Source organism: Photorhabdus sp. CRCIA-P01 (assembly GCF_003545805.1).
GTDB lineage: Bacteria > Pseudomonadota > Gammaproteobacteria > Enterobacterales > Enterobacteriaceae > Photorhabdus > Photorhabdus antumapuensis.
Map to the genome: position 1 here is coordinate 34,167 of NZ_NMQR01000031.1, position 19,669 is coordinate 53,835.

The 19,669-nt window shown below is 42.4% G+C and carries 6 protein-coding genes and 2 pseudogenes; 3 read left to right on the forward strand and 5 right to left on the reverse strand.

Translation table 11 applies throughout. The features are described from left to right. Nucleotides 1-261: 261 nt before the first annotated feature. Together rtxA and D3222_RS16935 are read right to left on the reverse strand one after the other, a co-directional pair. The gene (gene rtxA, locus D3222_RS16930; protein WP_118987205.1) at nucleotides 262-10,842 is read right to left on the reverse strand and encodes an MARTX multifunctional-autoprocessing repeats-in-toxin holotoxin RtxA; all 10,581 of its coding nucleotides are present in this window, start codon (nucleotides 10,840-10,842) and stop codon (nucleotides 262-264) included. Nucleotides 10,843-11,503: 661 nt separating this feature from the next. Further along, nucleotides 11,504-11,863: pseudogene (locus D3222_RS16935) on the reverse strand (hypothetical protein); the annotation flags it as partial. A 1,038-nt stretch (nucleotides 11,864-12,901) separates the two neighbouring features. Between D3222_RS16935 and D3222_RS16945 the strand changes: the two are divergent. From D3222_RS16945 to D3222_RS16955, 3 genes are all read left to right on the forward strand, one after another. Continuing rightward, the gene (locus tag D3222_RS16945; protein WP_118987207.1) at nucleotides 12,902-13,591 is read left to right on the forward strand and encodes a helix-turn-helix transcriptional regulator; all 690 of its coding nucleotides are present in this window, start codon (nucleotides 12,902-12,904) and stop codon (nucleotides 13,589-13,591) included. Between the two features lie 41 nt (nucleotides 13,592-13,632). Next, entirely contained in the window at nucleotides 13,633-14,319 is a 687-nt protein-coding gene (locus D3222_RS16950; protein WP_118987208.1) for a helix-turn-helix transcriptional regulator, read from the forward strand. Nucleotides 14,320-14,953: 634 nt separating this feature from the next. After that, a complete protein-coding gene (locus tag D3222_RS16955; RefSeq protein ID WP_118987209.1) occupies nucleotides 14,954-15,619 on the forward strand; it encodes a LuxR C-terminal-related transcriptional regulator in 666 nt (221 codons plus the stop codon). 95 nt (nucleotides 15,620-15,714) lie between these two features. Here D3222_RS16955 and D3222_RS16960 read toward each other — a convergent pair. The 3 genes and pseudogenes from D3222_RS16960 to D3222_RS16970 form a co-directional block, all read right to left on the reverse strand. Further along, nucleotides 15,715-15,887, reverse strand: a pseudogene (locus tag D3222_RS16960) (type VI secretion system baseplate subunit TssE); the annotation flags it as partial. Between the two features lie 47 nt (nucleotides 15,888-15,934). Then, a complete protein-coding gene (locus tag D3222_RS16965) occupies nucleotides 15,935-16,924 on the reverse strand; it encodes a T6SS immunity protein Tli4 family protein (RefSeq protein WP_118987210.1) in 990 nt (329 codons plus the stop codon). 987 nt (nucleotides 16,925-17,911) lie between these two features. Continuing rightward, nucleotides 17,912-19,669 (reverse strand): thioesterase domain-containing protein (locus D3222_RS16970; protein ID WP_157975346.1); only part of this gene is annotated, 1,758 nt, incomplete at its 5' end.

The window sequence follows — 19,669 nt, forward strand, 5'->3', positions numbered from 1 at the left end:
TTGCCTAATACCCAACATGACTATTTTTAATATTAACTAAGTTAATGAAATGGAGATAAATAAACCAAAAGCTGATTTTTATTCAAGCTCATTATAATAAAAAATTAATTATTTATTTAATTCATTAATCTTTTTATATCAAAAAAATGAAAAAAATTTAACTTATCTCTTCGAAAAAATAATAAATTATTAGAACAAAAAAATGGCCCACCGTTTTGTGAGCCATTTTTACTTTTATAAACGTTAATTACAGTAAGTTAATTAGGCAAATTTTCCCTTGCCAATCGTGACATCGGTCCACGCCGTTGCAATAGCCACTTTCGCCTGACTGTCCAAACTCTCAATAAAACCATTATCACCCACTGTCGGGGAAAAACTACTCATGGCCTGAATCAAAGTATCCACCGCATTATCTGACAGTGCCGTAAATTCACGTTCGCCTAGTGCGTTCTTATCACTCATCCGAGTCACCAATTTGGCGCGATTGCCATTAAAGTAATCATTAAAGGTGACCGAACCCACCGATTCAAATCTCCCCTGAGCGGTGTTGTCCTGAGTAGGGCGATTCACTGACAGCACCAGATCATACCCGCTACGCTGCAACCACAGGTTTCGCCAGTCAACACCGTTAAACAGGACCATATCTCCCGCATTAATATCGCTCACTCGGTTATCAATCACCTCTCCACTCACCACAAAGCTATCCACACCCGAGCCACCCTGAAAACTGTTCTGATACCCGCCTAACACCAGCAGATCCTGGCCTTCTCCGCCATCAAATTGGCTGAACTTCGAAATAGCGGCGGCTATCAGATGATCATCACCTTCTCCGCCGTTGACTACCGCATGGTAGCCCATCAACTTAATCGCATCATTGCCGGAATAACCATCAATCCGGTTGTCATTACCAAATACTCTGGCAAAGTCGTCGCCTCCACCCAGTTCGGCCTGATTATTATTGCCGATGATCACCGCATAATCCTGACCTTCCCCAGTATCCACCCGGTTATAGTTGCCGGAAGTGACGACGTAATCCTGTCCGTTACCTGCATCAATAAAACCGCCTTCACCAAAGATAAATGTCTGGTCATCGCCTTCCCCCATAAAGACATGGTTAATGCGCCCGGCCACCACTGCGGTATCATCCCCCTTACCACCAAACATCCAGTTTTCACGTCCCATCAGGATGCCAAGATCATTGCCTTCACCACCGGTAAAGATATTGGAGGTGCCTAGCGAGTAATAGACATCATCACCGCGACCACCCCAGAAGTTGTTGTTATCGCCCAAATAAGCGCCGAGATCTTTACCGTCACCGCCCCAGTTGAAGTTATAATTCCCCAACGATACATGGATATCACCATCACCGTGCAAATGGCCGCTGTTACGCAGGAAATCAAATGTTTTTTCCTCCATATTAAGCAGATCGGTCGTCAGATTTTCTTTTAGGTTAGCTACTAACGATTTCATCTCTTGTTGCTTCTTTTCGCTGAACATCGCTGCAAACAGATTAGGTAAGTTCAGCGAATTAAAACCAAATGCAGGCTTGGGTTTATGATTGGTCCGAGCATTTTCTCCATTGATACTCACCGAAAATTCTGGTTCCTGACGCTCATCGGGCCCTTTCTCTTTCAGACCATGACTCTCCGCAAATGACCTGACGCCATCTTCGCCCATATCAATGCCCGCCTCCAAGCTATCAAGTAATCTTTCTGGATTAGTGAAAGCTTGCAATTGATCACCACTAAATTCCCCAATCACTTCCAGCATCTCTCTCAGAATCGCCTCACCATCAACCAATTCGCCTGTGCGGGAAATAATTTTCCCCTCCGCTGTGTAATTCACCCCAAAAATATCCGCTAAGGTGGTATCTGTATTTATACTCGCCAATCGGCCAGTCAGTTTATTCCTAAGCTGACGTGGCAAGTCCTGTGGATTATAGGTAAAGGTGGTCTTCGCCATGCCCGTTGCTGAATATTGTTGCGTCATCAGGCCAAACAGCGAACCCAAGTTAGTATCCAGAATCGACTGGATATGGTCACCGAACATCAGGTTCCAGTTACCGGTTGTCACCTGAATATCGGCGCCACGCCCACCTACAGCAAAGTTAAATGCCAGTTTCTGATTGGCCTGACGGAATTGTTCCATGCGACTTATTTTGCCCATACCCGTGCCCTTGCCATGTTCGCCTAGCCACTGATTAAACTTCTTGTTCAACGTCAATTCGGCGTCATGCTTCAAACCACGGCTGCTACGCTCATGTTGCGAATCCAGATCAGTCAATGTGTTGTAGTCCACGCTGCTGGTTTGGTCCAAACCGGACATATCCTCCACAAACCTCTTCGCACCGGCGATGGTCCACTGCTGATCTTGTGCCGCTAACCAATCTTGATCCTCACTGGAACCCGCAACACCTTGTAGTACATCGGCAATACGCGCAGCACCATCAAACGGATTAACCAACGGCGGTGTTGGAATGGATTTATCCATCATCACAATCAGGTCATTACTGCGGCCTTGGTTGAAGCTGACATTACGATTACCGATAAACATCTGCGCCCCTTCAAACGCTTGATAACCTGCAATATCGAAGCTCTGTTTGCTATCACCATTACCGATGTGCACCATCACATTGTTATCACCGAAGGCCAGTGATTTAAAACCACCGCTACCCACTTTAATACCAATGTTCGAGGTTCCCCAGTTGAAGGCCGTAAACTCCCCATCGCCCACATTCACCTGGATATTTCCGGAGTAACTGAGTTGATTATTCGATTGATCGTCAGAGTCAACCTGAATCGTATTTTCACGTTTCTTTGGTTTAACTAATACTTCATTATGACCCGTAATTGCTCCTTTAATAACGGTATCAGCTTCGGTATGTCCTACCCTGGAGAGGTTGATATCACTTTCAGCAATACCGCGACGAACCTGTTCGGTATATGTGATCAGCTCATTCTGGTCATTCCAACTTAATATGATTTTGTTATCAGGCAAATTGTTAACCCATTGGTTATTTTGATCACGAGTAAATTTGCGTCCACCAGCATCAACAGCCACTTCACTACTGCGAGCGGAAACATCACTGTGAATACCTTGCTTATCCAACACAGTGATAAAACGACGAGCAAAGCCATCCCGTTTGTCATCACTTATCAAAGAACAACCCACAATACTGATGTGATCAGGTTTGTGAGTTATGCGTTTACCCAGATTAATGTCCTGATAAAACCGCGTTAATTTGGTCGCCAGTTCATCAGCAGCATAACCACTCAGACGAATGTTATTTTGCTCCGACGTATCACGGCCATGACCGACAATCTGCCAACGCAACTTACCGGATAATCTGGCAAGATCGCCATAAACCACACGATATTTGCCCTTAGAGTTAAGTTGAACCACTACGCTAGAATCCGGGTGTTTACCCGCCAGATTAACTGCGGCTTTAGCGACGACCGGATCATCCTCCATTTGGATAATAATCTGACCATCAAAGCGAGTTTCACGGCCATCAGCTTGTGGCGTCACCTTTGCTATTTGCCAGTCACCGAGTGGCCTACTCACTCTCTTATCCTGATGAGTATCGTCGATGATAGTAGGTTCTGGCCCGTTATTCTTACCCGATAACCGGTCTAATTCTTCCGCCGCAGGGCGATTTTGTGGCTTCACCCAGGCATGTTTCTGATAGAACTCCCCAGTTTCTTGGAAAGCGTTATCTAGCGCCTGACTTACCCACACTTTGCCTTCTTGACCGGCAATATCCACCAGATCCCGATAATTGGCAGTGTAGCTGTTCAGTATCTGCTTACGTTGTTCGTCACTGGTTACCTGTAGTGCCCGATAAACCGCCAGACTTTCGTTGACAGAGTGACCACCATCAAATACCAGAAACGCCAGCGTGTTGAGATAGCTCTGTCCAACCGAGAAGGTAGACTGTTCACTGGCAATCTGTTCATTGGCAATATAGTTATTGAGGTGAACCATGATATTGGTCGAGCCAGAGGCTCCCGTCACCACAGAGTGGCCTTGCGCTAACGCATTACGCTCAAATTCCGTTTCCCATCCGGAGACCAAAATTCGACCCGCGGCAACCTTTCTGCCATACAAAAAGTCATCATGCTTGTTATTGGCAGGCTGGTAGGGCAGCGCCGTACCATAATCGTTGGTCTGCTTTTCGGTTATTTCGACTTCATACGTGACATCAGCCCCGCTAGTCAGTTGACTACTGGTTGAACGGGCTTTGGTGATAACATCTTCATAGAAACGATCCCCTTCAACCTTCCACGCCGCACGATCCATCCCCATCCCTGGGGTAATTGCCATTTTTACTGCCAGAAACGGCACCTTAATCACAGCAAAACCATCATCAACCTGAGTCATCATGATTTTGAAGTTGGCAAAAGTCGGTTCGTCCAGAAACGTCGTCAATTCAGGCACCCGACTAAACCAAGGGCGAAAATCCTTATTAATGGCTCTGGCGAAACCGGCCATCTTTTTAGCAATAATCTTCTCACGCTCGGCTACATCAGGATAAAAACCCCCTATCCATTGTTCAAATTTCTCTACCAGAAATTGCCCTGTCTGTCTGGAAGTAGTCATGGCATCCCGTGGCGCTGTTTTCACCAATTCATGGGCCAATTCAGAATCAAAATGGCGGCCAAACAGGTTGTCAATATATTGTCCAGTCCTCTTTTCTTTACGGGCATCAGCCAGTAAGTGCTGAGTTAACGTGTGTAATTCAGGATGTGTCCGCAACTGGGTCGCCGCATCCTCAAATAGCTTAATAGTTTCCGGTCGGGTTACTTGCCCGCTAAGCCAAAGGTTTTTGGCCCGTTCAATGAGTGGCATACCTTCGGGAATAGCTTCTTGTTGCAATCGGCTAATGAAAACGATGAGGCTTTCACTTTCAGTTTTAGGTGCTTCCCGCTCCGCGGCAGAGTTAATCTGGGTCAATGGCTTGATTTGTAAATCAGTAAGACGATTAATTTCACCTTGCGCGATATCGCTTTTCAGACCCACCACACGCCCGACCCCATCAAAGGATACCTGTTGGTCAAACTGTACGACATGGTCAGGCGCTAAGCTAATCCCTAAAATCCCGGCCGATTCAGCTCTTTTTGCTTGAAGGTAGACAACCAACTCCCCCATCTCAAAACGCAGGCTTTTGACTAATCGACCACGCTTGGCAAATTCATCGGGATCATGCTGTTGCCAATGAACAAGCGCTTGCTCAAGCCGCAACACATGCTGTTCATCAGGTTGTTCGACCGTATTGTTGAAAGCCTCACGTACTGCCACCAGCGCCTTACTGGGCCAATCAGTATTTATCTGACCAAGATGTCTCTTCGTTGAGTCCATAAACTGTTTGTCCCCCTGACTCAGTAAGAAAGGCTCAAACTCCCTCAGGATGGAAGAATGGGATTTAAAGCTATCGCCACCAGCAACTTGACCTAACCCTTTCAAATTGATACCCGAAATTACAGGTACTCTTCTGGTTAATTTTCTCGGTTGATTTGAGATAGGTTGCATAACGCTATCAGATGACGTTCCGGTAAGCAGAGAGATGATCGAATCGCCGGCATTTTTTGGACGAATACCCCTGTTAATCTGTAGCCGGTTAATCGCCTGTCGCGCACTATTTAATGCCGTCAAATCTGCCGCTGTTAGCGTTAGATCTTCACTGTTCCAGCCACTAGCTTCCGTTTTGGACTCAGGATTGATATGACTTTTCGGTTTCACTATGTCGGTTGGTATATAAGCCTCTCCAGACAAACCACTGCCGGTCGCCCCGACACGATCTGGTTTTACATTATCAGCTTGCTTAGCCCCTTTCGCATCAATCTGCGTCCGAGCAGCTTTATTTTTCGCCGCCGTGCTATCACTTTCACCACGCTTTTTCGCTTCTTCATACGCGGTATGAGCGTCATTTTTCGCTTTTATTGCCCACAGACGTTGTAAATCTGCTTCTTTCTGTCTTGATTTCGCTTTTGTACGCGCATCCTCAATATTGTCGTCTGCGTTCTTTATATTCTGATAACTTTGCGCTAAACCTGCTTCTGATTTGCCAACTGCATCTTTTACTTGTTGTTGGTTATCAATAAGGCCCGGCTGTAAATCAGCTAACTTTTTCTGTGAAATAAACTTGGTGTCATTTAATTTCTCCTGAGTACGGTCCAAATATCCCACAGCAAACCGGTTACGCCACTCATCACCCGATTTCCCAGCGTAATTCCCATAGTCATTAAGCGCATTCAGACGTTGAGTCATGGAGAGCAATTCTTTCGTTACTGCCCTAGATTCTTCACTGATTGCATCACGCTGTAGTTGTCCATTGGTATTCAGCACACTTTGATTTGTTGATTCCAATTGGGATTGTGATGTTGAAATTGTTTTAAGTTGGTCATCCTTTTCTTGTTCCAGAATGCGGCGATTCTCCTCCGCTTTCTCTTTATCACTTAACGCATTTTGCGCAGCGTTGTCCTGTTTTGCATGTTTAATAACAGCATCAGCTTGCGATGATGATTCACTCTGAGTCGAATCAACCTTGTCTCCAATGTGCAAGGCATTCTGGATGGCCTCTGTATCAGGGGTCTCCACCTGAGTTACCGTGCCACTTAATTTATCACGCAGATCCGAACCCACTTCATCAATGGCATTCATCTGGAAACCATCAATGGCAGAAACTTCGGTTAAATTAATCGCCCCTCGGCCTTTATGGGTTCCAGAAGTATTCGCCTCATTACCGTGGATCAGATAGTTAATCGCGTAGCTACCTTCCACATTTAACACAGTTTGTTTAATATTTTTAAACAGGAAGGGAAGGTTATTACTTTGCGTATTGCTTTCCGCAATAGAAAGCGTGTAGAAATCGCCATTACCAATCTTAATCGCCACATTATTACGTGCATAAGAAGCGTTAATCCCCAGACCATCACCCACATGGATATTGGCATTGTTTTTACCTTTCATGATCGCAATATTGAGACCATGCCCGACTTTGGTATTAACGTTATATTCACCCCACACTGCGTTAACGGAAACACCATCACCCACATTGGTATTGACATTAAAATCGCCATGCGTCGCGGTGACACTTAAACCATTCCCCACCGTGGTCGTGATATTGGCTTTGCCTTTTGCCACAGTAACCTGCATACCGTCACCCACTTTGGTGACAATATTTCCTTGACTCCACAAGGCATTAAAGCTGTCACCGTTACCGACTTGAGTCACAATATTAGCATCCGCTTTGGCAAGTACCACATTGCGCCCATCACCGATTTTAGTAATCACATTGGCTTTGCCCCATGCGCCGGTATAATCATCACCTTGTCCCACATGGGTGATGATATTGGCATCACCCTGAACAACCGTGACTTCCTGCTTATTACCCACTTTGGTAATGATGTTCGCTTTACCTTTCGCAAAGTTATAACGGTTACCATCACCAACCTGCGTTAGAATATTAACGTCCCCCCAAACCACATTAACGCCAATACCGTTCCCCACTTTAGTAATGATATTGGCTTTACCTTTGGCGAAACCCACCGTCGTACCATGACCAACATGGGTCATGATGTTACCTACATCGGAAATCAGTAAACCGACGGTTGTCCCGTCGCCCACCTTCGTTAGGATATTGCCCTTACCGAATAGCACGGCGGCCGTGGTTGATGATCCCTTATGGGTGATGACATTAGCCTCCGCCGCCGCAACCACTCCCATAAAATCATCCCCCACTTTGGTGACAATATTCGCCTCTCCTAACGCTAAAACACCGGTTAAGCCATTGCCGGAATGAGTCATGATATTGGCTTGACCAAACATTGCCGCCAATGTTGTACCATCACCTACTTTGGTCATTACATTCAGCTCACCGGCAAACAAGCCAATACTGGTGCCATTACCTACATGCGAATAGATATTGGCCTCACCAACCATCAAACCGAACGCCAAATCATTGCCCACTTTCGTCAGGATATTGCCCTGCCCGATCATCACAGCAAAGGTTGAGCCATTACCAATATGGGTCATCACATTGGCCTCACCAATCATTGCAGCCAGCGTCATGCCATTACCCACTTTGGTGGCGATATTGCCTTTAGCCAACATCAAGGCAACACTCATTTCATCACCAATGTGAGTAAACACATTGCCGGCAGCTATCATCAATGCCAGTGTTTTACCCTCCCCCACTTTGGTAAAAACATTCCCCAAGCCCCCCATCAACCCCCATGCATCACCGTTGCCAGCCTGGGTAAAGATATTGCCTGCGCCAATCATGGCCGCAATCGCAGTGCCACTACCCACTTTGGTAAAGATATTACCCGCGGCTCCCATGACTCCCAGAGTCTGACCGCTACCGATATGAGTGAGCACATTACCTATACCGAGCATGATACCCGTGGTGTCATCGTTTCCGACTTTGGTCAAAATATTAGCGCCACCTAGCATCACACCCGTCGTCCTCCCATTACCAATGTGAGTAAGCACGTTGACACCACCGCCCATCAACGCAGTAACACTACCTCTGCCCTTTTTCGTGAGAATATTGGTGCCACCTAACGCAACCGCCGTGGTATCTGATATTTCATCATTGTTGAGATGAGTGAGAATATTCGCACCACCAAGCATACCGGCAACCAAATCACCGGCACCAAGCTTAGTCAACACATTGGCGCCACCCACCAATACCGAAGAGACCTTCCCCCCACCAGCCTGGGTCACCACATTAAAACCGCCCGCACCCAACCAATTTGCGTTGCCATTACCTATTTGGCTATGGGTGTTATACCCCCCAAGCATGATAATCCGGCTGTTACCATCGCCTTGGTGGATCGAGATATTACCCATCGCCAGAAGATGAGCCAGATACCGCCCATCACCGATTCGAACCAATACATTTGCCGCTCCGCCAGCATAAACATCCATTTCTCCACGTTGGCTTTGATGAACCAACACGTTTGCCAGACCTGCACCACGGAACGTCATATCGCCCTGTTCCCCACGTCTCACAATCACATTGGCAGCACCCGCCCCGTCAAAATTGACATTGCCACATGTGACACTGGAGGTAATAACATTGCCTCCCCCCATGCCCTTGAAATTAATGTCACCGGCGCTGTCACCCATATCCGCGGATAATTTCACCAACTCCTGATGACTATATTCTTCTGTGTGTGCTAAATGCTCAGAAATACGACGTACTGTATTCACTTTATATTGCAGATTGGTTAGTGAATATTCGCCTATATCCATTGAGCAATAACCATTTTTGAGTGAAAAATCTTCGGCAGCCAGATTGCCGGTATGATCACCCGCTTTGTACCACGCACTGGCGTAATATTGCAGCGCACCGGTTTTAGCATCATTTCTCAACTCAACCATCACAACTTGGGTATATGAATCAACATACTTGGCATAAATATAAGTGTTCGGTTGACGGTTCGATTTCACTGCGGAAACATCCAATATCAAACCACCAGAATGGATTGCATGCCTATGCATTTTGGCATCAATCAACGTGACATCTCCTGCTCTGGCAGTGGTTCCACCGGCATAAGTCACCCAATGGTTTTCCTGCAAATTTTCTTCAACAGTATGCTGAATAATGACGGGGTGATGATGTTCAAAGATTAAATTAGAGAGGCGATAACCCCCATTGATACTTATATCAACAAATCCGTTGTCTGAAGAGATATTCTCCGTAGCAAGATTCTTAAGGTGATTGCCCTCTTTATACCAAGAAGTGGCGTAATAACCGAGCTTACCGGTTTCAGGATCATTTTGAAGTTGGACCTTAACCAGCTTAGTGTACATTTCATCGGTAAATGCAAAGAGATAAGAGTTAGGCTCGATAGTTGATTTAATACCTGTCACTTGTTGGAATTGCTGAATCCAACTTCCTCCCATTGTCGCTGTCGTTAATACGATATCTTCGGCTTTAGCGTATTCCAATGCTTCATTACGAGAACCACTACCTGCGCCGATTCTTGATATTTCATTGTAAGCACCGGCACCATTGAAGTTAATATCACCCTGTGCGACATCAGAATAAATCCGGTTATAACCCCCTGCCCCTTCAAATTCGATACTACCGTGGGTCTGTCCATATTGATCTTGACTTTGGCGCAAGCGTTCAATGCGGTTTGATGCCCCTGCTCCATGCAAAATAATATTGCCTTCTTTACCTTTACGTATAATGTGATTATCAACCCCGGCACCTGTGAAATTAATATTGCCGCTTTCAACCCGCGAACTGATACTATTCGCCGCGCCCCCACCTTCAAATTTCACATCACCGTGGCTTTTCTCATAGTGATCATACCAGGTACGATCAATTTTATTACCGGCACCGGCGCCGATAAAATTTAAATTGCCCTGATTCGTTTCATGCCATAATTCGTTATAACCTCCAACACCGTCAAAAGTCACATTGCCGGATTGCCCTTCACGACTCAGGCCATTATAAGCCGCCGCCCCAGAGAAATTGAGATTACCGTGGCTCCCACGGTGATCGATAGAAACCCCTCCCGCCGCACCAGCAAATGAAATATCACCATCACCACTCTTATCAATACCCGAATAACCCGCAGCGCCATGTACGGCCAGATTGCCTTCCTTATCCACTATTTTTAAATATCCGGCGCCACCATTGACAACCTTATTACCAGAATCAGCATAGACCGTCGCTCCAATCGAACCAAGGGTAATATGATCATCTCCTCCTTTGGCATAAATAACCCCTCCGACACCAATGGCAACAATATTATTGCCATCATCATCATCGTAATATTTCCCAGTAAAGAAATATTCTGTACTGCGGTTTGATGATTTCCCCATAAACAATCCCTTAATTTAGCTGTGGTTAAATAGAAAACCACTGCATCTGACAGATACAGCAGCGGTTTTGAGAATCTAATTTTCCGTGAGCAGTGCAAATCCACCATTCTTTCCACGGTAAAAAATATAATGACAGCCACTAATCAGGCATTATTTATATAATTTGGTCTAATTAAGCAGATTACTCTAACTCTATTAAGTTATTATTCCCTTGATTATTTATTTTCTAATCAATGAAATAATGATAATTTTTTATAACTGATATCAGATATAGTTGTTCGAATTTTTTAAACATACACCCCCATCAACAAGAAATTTATTCACAAAGATTAAAAATATATATAGTGAAATAAAAACCTAAGCTCAGAGACACAATGAGCTTATATATAAAAACACTGTTAGAAGAATAAAATAATATAGAGCAAAAACTCAAAATCAACATTAATATATAAGAAAGTCTGTTTACCCACCACATATTGCCCCATATCCCCACATTGATGTTAACAATGCAAATAAGATAGTCAAAAATAACATTTCACTTCCATTATTCTTATCTACATAAATACGACCAATAAATACAACATTACTAACTATAATGAGTTAAATTAATAGCGGGATTAGATTAATTGGCTCATATTATCGTCTTCAATTTAGATATCGCGCTCAGATGACGTAGAACAGCGCGGTGTTGAGGCGTCCTGATACGCCAAACAAGAATTTGTGTTACTGGACGACAATTTAATACCACATCTGGCTGTATAACCACTCGATTATAATAGGCGACCTCTTTAGACACATCGTTAACCAACGCTAGCTCGAAGTGGGATTGACTGATACGACTACCAAATCGACCATCAACCCTAACCATGCGATAACCTGGCGAAAGTGACAACCCTTTTATCTGGTCAGTAATATCAACTCCATTCATCAACGCAGTATAGAGGGTATGATTATCCGAGCTTTCATTCAGATGAGCGAAAACTTCATTAACCTTTTCAGGATTTACCAATCTTGTTGGTATATAGCCTCCTCATATCACCCCCGCTAATCATTTAAAAAGGACGATACAGTTATCAAATTGATAAATATACCTTTGATCGATGGTAGCGATATTGAACCCTAAGTTCAACAACCACGGTTGCGTTTCTACCGTTCTATCCACTGTTAACATCCTCCAGGTCCTAAAAGGCATAACAAGAGCGTTCCTCGTTACACTAGCAGTGGTAAGCAGCCCTAGCTCCATTAACATTACCGTACCCATTAATACAGTCTCAAATACTGCATATCCTCCGTGCCTTTTGTCATATCAAGCTCATCTTTGCTGATATTTTCACTCCCAATTAAACCTGCGTGCTATATATGTGAAGTAACGGATAGCATTAAGCAAAAATTAAATTCAAATAAAAAAACCAAGTTTATGTTAGTGTCGTTCATTAAGTATTTACTACTTAATGCCAATGAAAGTCACTATTGCAAGCTACTCTTTTAAAAGGGTAGTAAACACAAACAGTACGTAAAGCCAACAACATATACGTAACACAACAGGCGTAATCTGCTTAGTTTAATCTTCAAGCCACATCAAAAATGTATTCAAAAACTATTTTTTTCGTAGCAATGTTCATATTTACCCTTTATTACACATGAAAGTAAATAAAACAGTTTAACATAACAGCTGTTAAGCATTAGGATAAATAATTATTTACCCATTGATAATAGAGAGGATGCTGATAATTTCGGGTATAATCTGCACCTATTTTTACCATTAATGATAGATGTTTTCCAGTTAAGAAATGCCCGATATTAGTCACGGCAGCGAGCACAGCAACAGTCTCCAACCATTCTTTCAATAAATCACTAAAATAACACTCACCTAAAATAGTATATATAGTTATATTATTTAATGTTTAAAGTTTCATTATTAAATAGTAAAAAATCAATTAATAAATATACGCTTTTTGACGAGAAAAGCATTATATCCTATTATATAGCTGTCCACTTAAGACATAATCGACAAAGCAACCATTCAGATAATGATTTAAATAGAAATTTAGGAATCACTATGTCAAATATAAGAAACACCCCTAGTCTTATTACGCCACAATTAACCCTGATGTGGGATAAAAGCAATGAACCCTGGGGGGCCAGAGATAACCAGTCAAGATTTATTTATGCTAACCCTGCTTTTTATCAACTGCTCAACCTTCCTGAAGATTTCGATATTATAAGGCTTTCCATGGGTGAATTACCCTCACCTATTGCTGAATATGTAGAAGAATTCCACCGTCAAGATCAAAAAACCATTCAAACTATGCAACGCGTCACTTCACTGGAAACCCATCAGTTTGGAGAAAATGACGTTAAACAAACTTATATTTGTGATAAATTTCCCCTTTTTGACGAGAATAATGATTGCACTGGGATCTTCTTTCATATGTATAAAGCTCAAGATTTTTCTGTTGCTTACTATTATGAGAGAACATCACCATCAACCCTGGAATTTATACCGCCTAATAACATATTGACGCAAACCGAGTGGGAAGTGCTTTTTCTAACCCTGCGTTCACAGGATGAAGAGAGCATCGGTAAAGAACTAATGATGAGCACAGAAGATGTTGTTAATCATATTCAGTCAATTTACCAGAAATTTAATTTACCACCACAGATAGAATTAGCAGATTTCTGTAAGAAGAATAACTACCATCTTTATATTCCTGAAAGATTTCTTACGATTGGTAGTAAGGAGTTATAAATTTAAATTACTAACAATTAATTGTACAATAGGATTTCATTATGAACAAAATCAACAAATTAGATATTTCACTTCAAGTCATTAACACTATGCAGCAAAGTAATGAGCCTTGGGGAATAAAGGATAAAAACTCATGCTTTATTTATGGTAACCTGGCATTAAAATCTCTTAAGAATTTTTCAAATTCATTTGAATTTGAAGGGCTGTATGACAATGAACTTCCTTGGAATGGAGCTGAATTTGCAAAAGAATTTGTTATTCACGATGAAAATGTAATGGAGAAACACATAAGAGTATGTTCACTTGAAACACATATGTTCGGTAAAGATAAATTTCTTTCATCTTATTTCCAAGAAAAATATCCACTCTATAATGACGAAAACGAATGTATCGGCATCCTTTTACATGCATGGAAAGTCGAAGATTTCTCATTCACTCGTCTATTTCACGGAAAACTCCCAGCATCTATATTATTCCAACCACCGACTGACTTATTTACTCAACGTGAATGGGATGTTATTTTCCTTATGTTACATAAGTATACCAGCAAGCAAATCGGTAGGATGTTAAATATCTCCTATCGTACTGTTGAAACCCATATCTCACGAATATATAAAAGATGTAGTATTCATTCTAGCAAACAATTGGAAGAATATTGCCGCACGAATGATTATGATCTCTATGTACCAGAAAGATTTGTGAATCAAGAAAGCAGAATGTTTCTTTAAACCCTAAATTACAACGAAGTGTTTATGAAGAAGAACTATGCAATACCACCTCAAATCATTAACATAATGGAAATAAGTCATCAACCGTGAGGAAAAAAAGATAGTTCTTCATATTTCATTTACGGTAATTCCACTGAAAAAATCATGATTACCTGAACCACACATATGGGAAACATCAAACCAATCAACTAAAAATACATTTTTTGACTAACAAAACCCTATATTTTTATATAAAATCAATTTCTTTAGACATAAAAAAACAGGGAAAATAACATCACCAAAAAACTAATTTACATATGAAGAAAACTTATTATTTTTGAGGAGCAAAAAGCCAAAAATTAATATTTACCTATACCCAATGGATTTCAAGATGGATCGCGACGGCAAGGGAGCGAATCCCCGGGAGCATAGATAACGATGTGACCGGGGTGAGTGAGTGCAGCCAACAAAGAGGCAACTTGAAAGATAACGGGTATATACCAACCCTGCTTCTTAAGCAAAAATTCAGTCTATCACAACATATAGAGTTATAAATTTTTATGAAGAAAATAAATTTGACCGCTATATCCCAAAGAGATTTAAGGAACTTAAAAGCAAAGTTTTTCTTTGACTCTCAAATTATCAAGGAGTTTTCATGAAGAACCATACGATATCATCTCAAGTCATTAACACTTTGCAGCAAAGTAATGAACCTTGGGGAATCAAGGATAAAAATTCGTGTTGGATTTTTGGTAATCTGGCATTTAGACAAATCCAAGACCTCCCAGATTTGTTTGAGTATGAAGGGAAATATGATAGTGAACTCCCTTGGAACGGGGCTGAATTTACAAAAGAGTTCGTTATTCACGATAAAAGTGTTATAAAACAAGAAAAAAGAATATGTTCACTTGAAACACATACATATGGGAAAAATAAACTTCCATCATCTTATTTTTCGGAAAAATATCCACTCTATAATGATGAAAACGAATGTACCGGCATCTTTCTTCATGCATGGCAAGCCAAAAACTACTCATTAGCCAGTCTACATCAATATTATAAAAAACTACCAGCATCGATTATACTCCAACCACCTAGCGATATTTTTACGCCACGTGAATGGGATATCATTTTTTTCTTTTTACAAAAATATACCAGACAACAAATTGGGCAGAAATTAAACATCACTTATCGTACCGTTGAAACCTATATGGTCCAGATATATAGCAAGATAGGTATTCATTCCAGCCAACAACTGGAAGAATACTGTTTAGCGAATAATTTTCACCATTATGTACCAGAAAAATTCTTATTGTCATAGCAATTTTATTATTAAACCCTTTTGCTCCTGACAATAATATTCAATCTGGACGCACCAGAAGAAATAACGGTGGCCTTATTAATAAGGCTACCGCTAATATACCCTTGCTGGCGTAAATGGCGGATCAACACATTCCCTTCCGGTACAAACTCAGTGCTGAAACGCACCAGCTCCACACCTTTAAGTCAGAGTTGATATCATAACGCAGATGCCCCGGTGCAAGCTCCGGCAATAACGTGATATCAACTCGCTTCAAACGCGGTTCATAACACATGGGACCTCCAATTAATTACTTAAAACACTATCCCTCTCACTTTATCGTTGTTCGAAAGCATCCGGTCTTCTACGAAAAGTTTTCGTTATTGCATCCCAAAACGCGATCAATTCATCTTCAGTATAGGGCGTTGCAGGTAACTGGTAATTCATTAACATAATAACAACACAGACTTTTTTATTATCCAACACCATATCATTTGCAATAAAATCAAATTGATAACGCGGATTATTGTCAAGAGATTGCATACCTACTGCTAATAGCTCCTCCCCATGAATCCCATTTATCTCTCTTTCCCTCTTTCTTATTATCCTGCCATAGTTAACGAACCAATCCCTTTCAATCTCACTAATACGTTCAAGTAAAGCGCCTTCCCCTTTAAAGTCATTAACGATTCCAATACTGAATGTGAAATGGTCATCCTGATTTCCCTGATAGACAAACATCATATTCTCATTATCATTATCATGACTGGCAATAAAACCGTCAGGGATACAGATTCCTGCTTCTGTCGGAATATCGGTATCCTTTCTGCCACTGATTCTGGCAATGAGCCTTTGCATTTTGTCCAGAGTTTGAGAAAGAATTTTATATTGGCTTTGATTCAATCCAGATTTTATATAAAGGTTTCTTGAATAACTGTATTTATCATCTGATATTTCTGTAAACTTCATTTCTATAATAAAAGCAACCCCATTATCATATAAATGGGCTTCTAATACTCGGGGAAAGCCGGGTTCACTGACACTATGATTTCTATCAAAAATCACACCATATAAGTTTCCCTGGAGATGATAAGCCTTCTTTAAAAAGGGCAGATCTTTCGTATCGGCAGTCTTAGTCGTCCTTAATTTTTGTTCTCTCATCTCTATCCGCTGTTCAAATGCGGACAAAGGCATCCGCTTGGTGTCTATTTTTGCATCACCAATAAATATTTCATTGTTGACGATGTTTTCAAATACCAAAGGAATATCAATCAGATAATGCCCGACACAACGCGTCTGCATATTGGCTAATATTTCAGTTTTCATTCTCTTTTCCTTCTTAGGTTAAAACGGGATAATAAGAGGCAGGGAAATATCACTGCCACAGGGCATAATAAGATCTCAGCATGTCATTATCGTCATACCGGAAAATAACCACCTCAGCGGTTAATCAGATAGAAGATATTTACACAAACCATTCATATTTTCTCAATACACCAACCGGACAAATGATTTCCTAATTTTCCTATCCTCTTAATGGGTGCCTATAAAAATCAACTCTTTTTTTCAAAAAAATACGATTTTTTATGCAAAAGCCTTATCGTCACCGATATAACAGCATGTCAAACAGAATATTTAAACTCCATTACAACAACATAACATTGATTGACAAAAATAAACTTGCATTGATTGCCATAAAATGAAGACACCCTGAATACGCTGTTATAATCATCTCCCTATGATAACAACGCCTATTTTCATTTTATTCATATAGATTATATTCATTTCAATCTCATCATGCCTTTTTAAACCTCATTCACCAAATCACAATAAAAAAGAATAATTTTCATTCATGATATGCGAATAATAAAATACTCAACAACATCCCAAAAACCGCATGGCAATATCCCCACCTCACTTAGAAAAGTATAATTAGGTTTCTCACCAATATAGCCAAACATACCATTCGGAATATCTGTAGTGATATTTTTATGGACAGCTATTCTGTTAACGAAAATAGGTAACGGTTACGCTATTTCCCTATTTATCCCCAATAGCATGTATTATTCCCCCATCCGAGTCAGGAAGGTTTGCAAATTCAGGGTGCGGTCAGCCTACATCCCCTCTGATACCCGGTTTTTTCCCATCTACGCAACAGCGCAATATCCTGCGTGCTGGTATCAAATTCATCAGGCACCGAAGTGATTAACATTCGGTGCCTATATTCAGCAAGATTATCCGGCTATTATAAAAACATTTGACCGGATGTTTCTATTTTTAATTAGAACTTTTTATCTCGTAATATCACTGACATTACAGCGCCTCCGCCTCACAATTCATTGCCAACGCCATGCTTAAGGTCTTAGCCAAAACAGTTTTATTTTCACTGTCTTCCATCAGGCTAAAATGATCCCCCGGAACCGAGGTTAACTGTAGCGAAGCGTCGGGAACTATTTGCTCCCAACCTAACGACGGTTCCATTGTTAACATCTGTGACGCAATATCCGTGATAAACGGGATCTGAGGATAAGGCTCCATCGCATAGAATTGGTGCAGTGTTATCGCAAGGACCTTCGGCTGATAATCCTTGACCATTTGGACATAATTTCCCATATGTACCCAACGTTTGGCAATCAAGTCAGGATGCAGATTTGATGGGTATAATCTCAGTTCCTGCGCAACTGCGATAAGTTGCACTAAATTCAGTTCGTCCATTTTCTGATGCAATACGGCAATCTCTTGAGGATGCTTATCCACTGACTGCCTTGTCAATTCCGCAAGGAACTGAATTTTAGGTTGATCAGCTCGTGTCTTGAAACAGTGAGGAACCGGTGTATCAATTAGCCCCAAGAAATCAACTGTCTCTCCAGCATTCAGCAATTGCTGGGCAATAGCATAAGCCAATATACCGCCAGAAGAGTAGCCGTATATTCGATACGGACCTTCCGGTCGCACGACCTTCATAAAGGTGATCATTCTGTCCGCCAACGCTTCAATGGTTGACGCCAGCTCCTCATTGATAGACGGCCAAGGTAGAGCATAAATCGGGTAATCCGCCTGAATATGCCGAGCCAGCCCGAAAACATAGGAATAGTCATCCATGCCGCACGGTGCGAAGAATAGCGGCGGCTCGGTGCCATCCGGCCGCACCGGGATGGCGCTGCTTTGCCACTGAGATCGTGAATCCGAGGTGATCTCCGCCACTAGCTCCGCTAGCACCGGAAATTGGAACAGATTATTCAACGAGCAAATTAATCCCCGTTCCGCAGCCAGATTGATCATCCGCATGGCGAGCAGCGAGTGTCCACCCAAGGTGAAGAAATTGTCATGCCGGCCAATTCGCTCAACCCCCAGTAACTCACGCCAGATAGCCGCCAGAGCGATCTCAGGTTCCCCTTGTGGCGCTTCATAGATCTGACGGGCAAAAGCGTATTGATCGGGCACCGGCAAGGCCCGGTGATCCCGCTTACCATTCGGGGTCAACGGAAAGGCATCCAGACGCACGAAGGCTGCCGGCACCATATAATCAGGCAACAAAGCTCTTAAATGACGATGTAATTGGTTTGCCAATCCGTTATCCGCTGGCGCCGCCACATAAGCCACCAAACGTTTATCCTGACCCTCGCCCAGCGCCAATACAATCGCCTCACGCACATCAGGGTACTCCGTCAGCCGTGCTTCGATTTCACCCGGCTCAATGCGGAAACCCCGGATTTTAATCTGTTGATCATTACGACCAACGAACACCAGATTGCCATCCGGCAGATAACGAGCCAAATCCCCGGTGCGGTACATGCGAGCATCCGGTTCATCACTGAACGGATCGATAAGGAACCGTTCAGCCGTCAAATCCGGGCGGTTGAGATAGCCACGCGCGACACCCGCGCCACCCATGTACAATTCCCCCACGGCCCCAAACGGCACCGGCTGGCCGTGATTATCCAGGAGATAAATACGGGTATTCGCTGTCGGGCGCCCGATAGGGATCAACATATCAGTATAGTCTGGCGGGCAACGCCAACAGGTTGCACAGACGGTGATTTCTGTCGGGCCATAAGCATTAAACAGCGT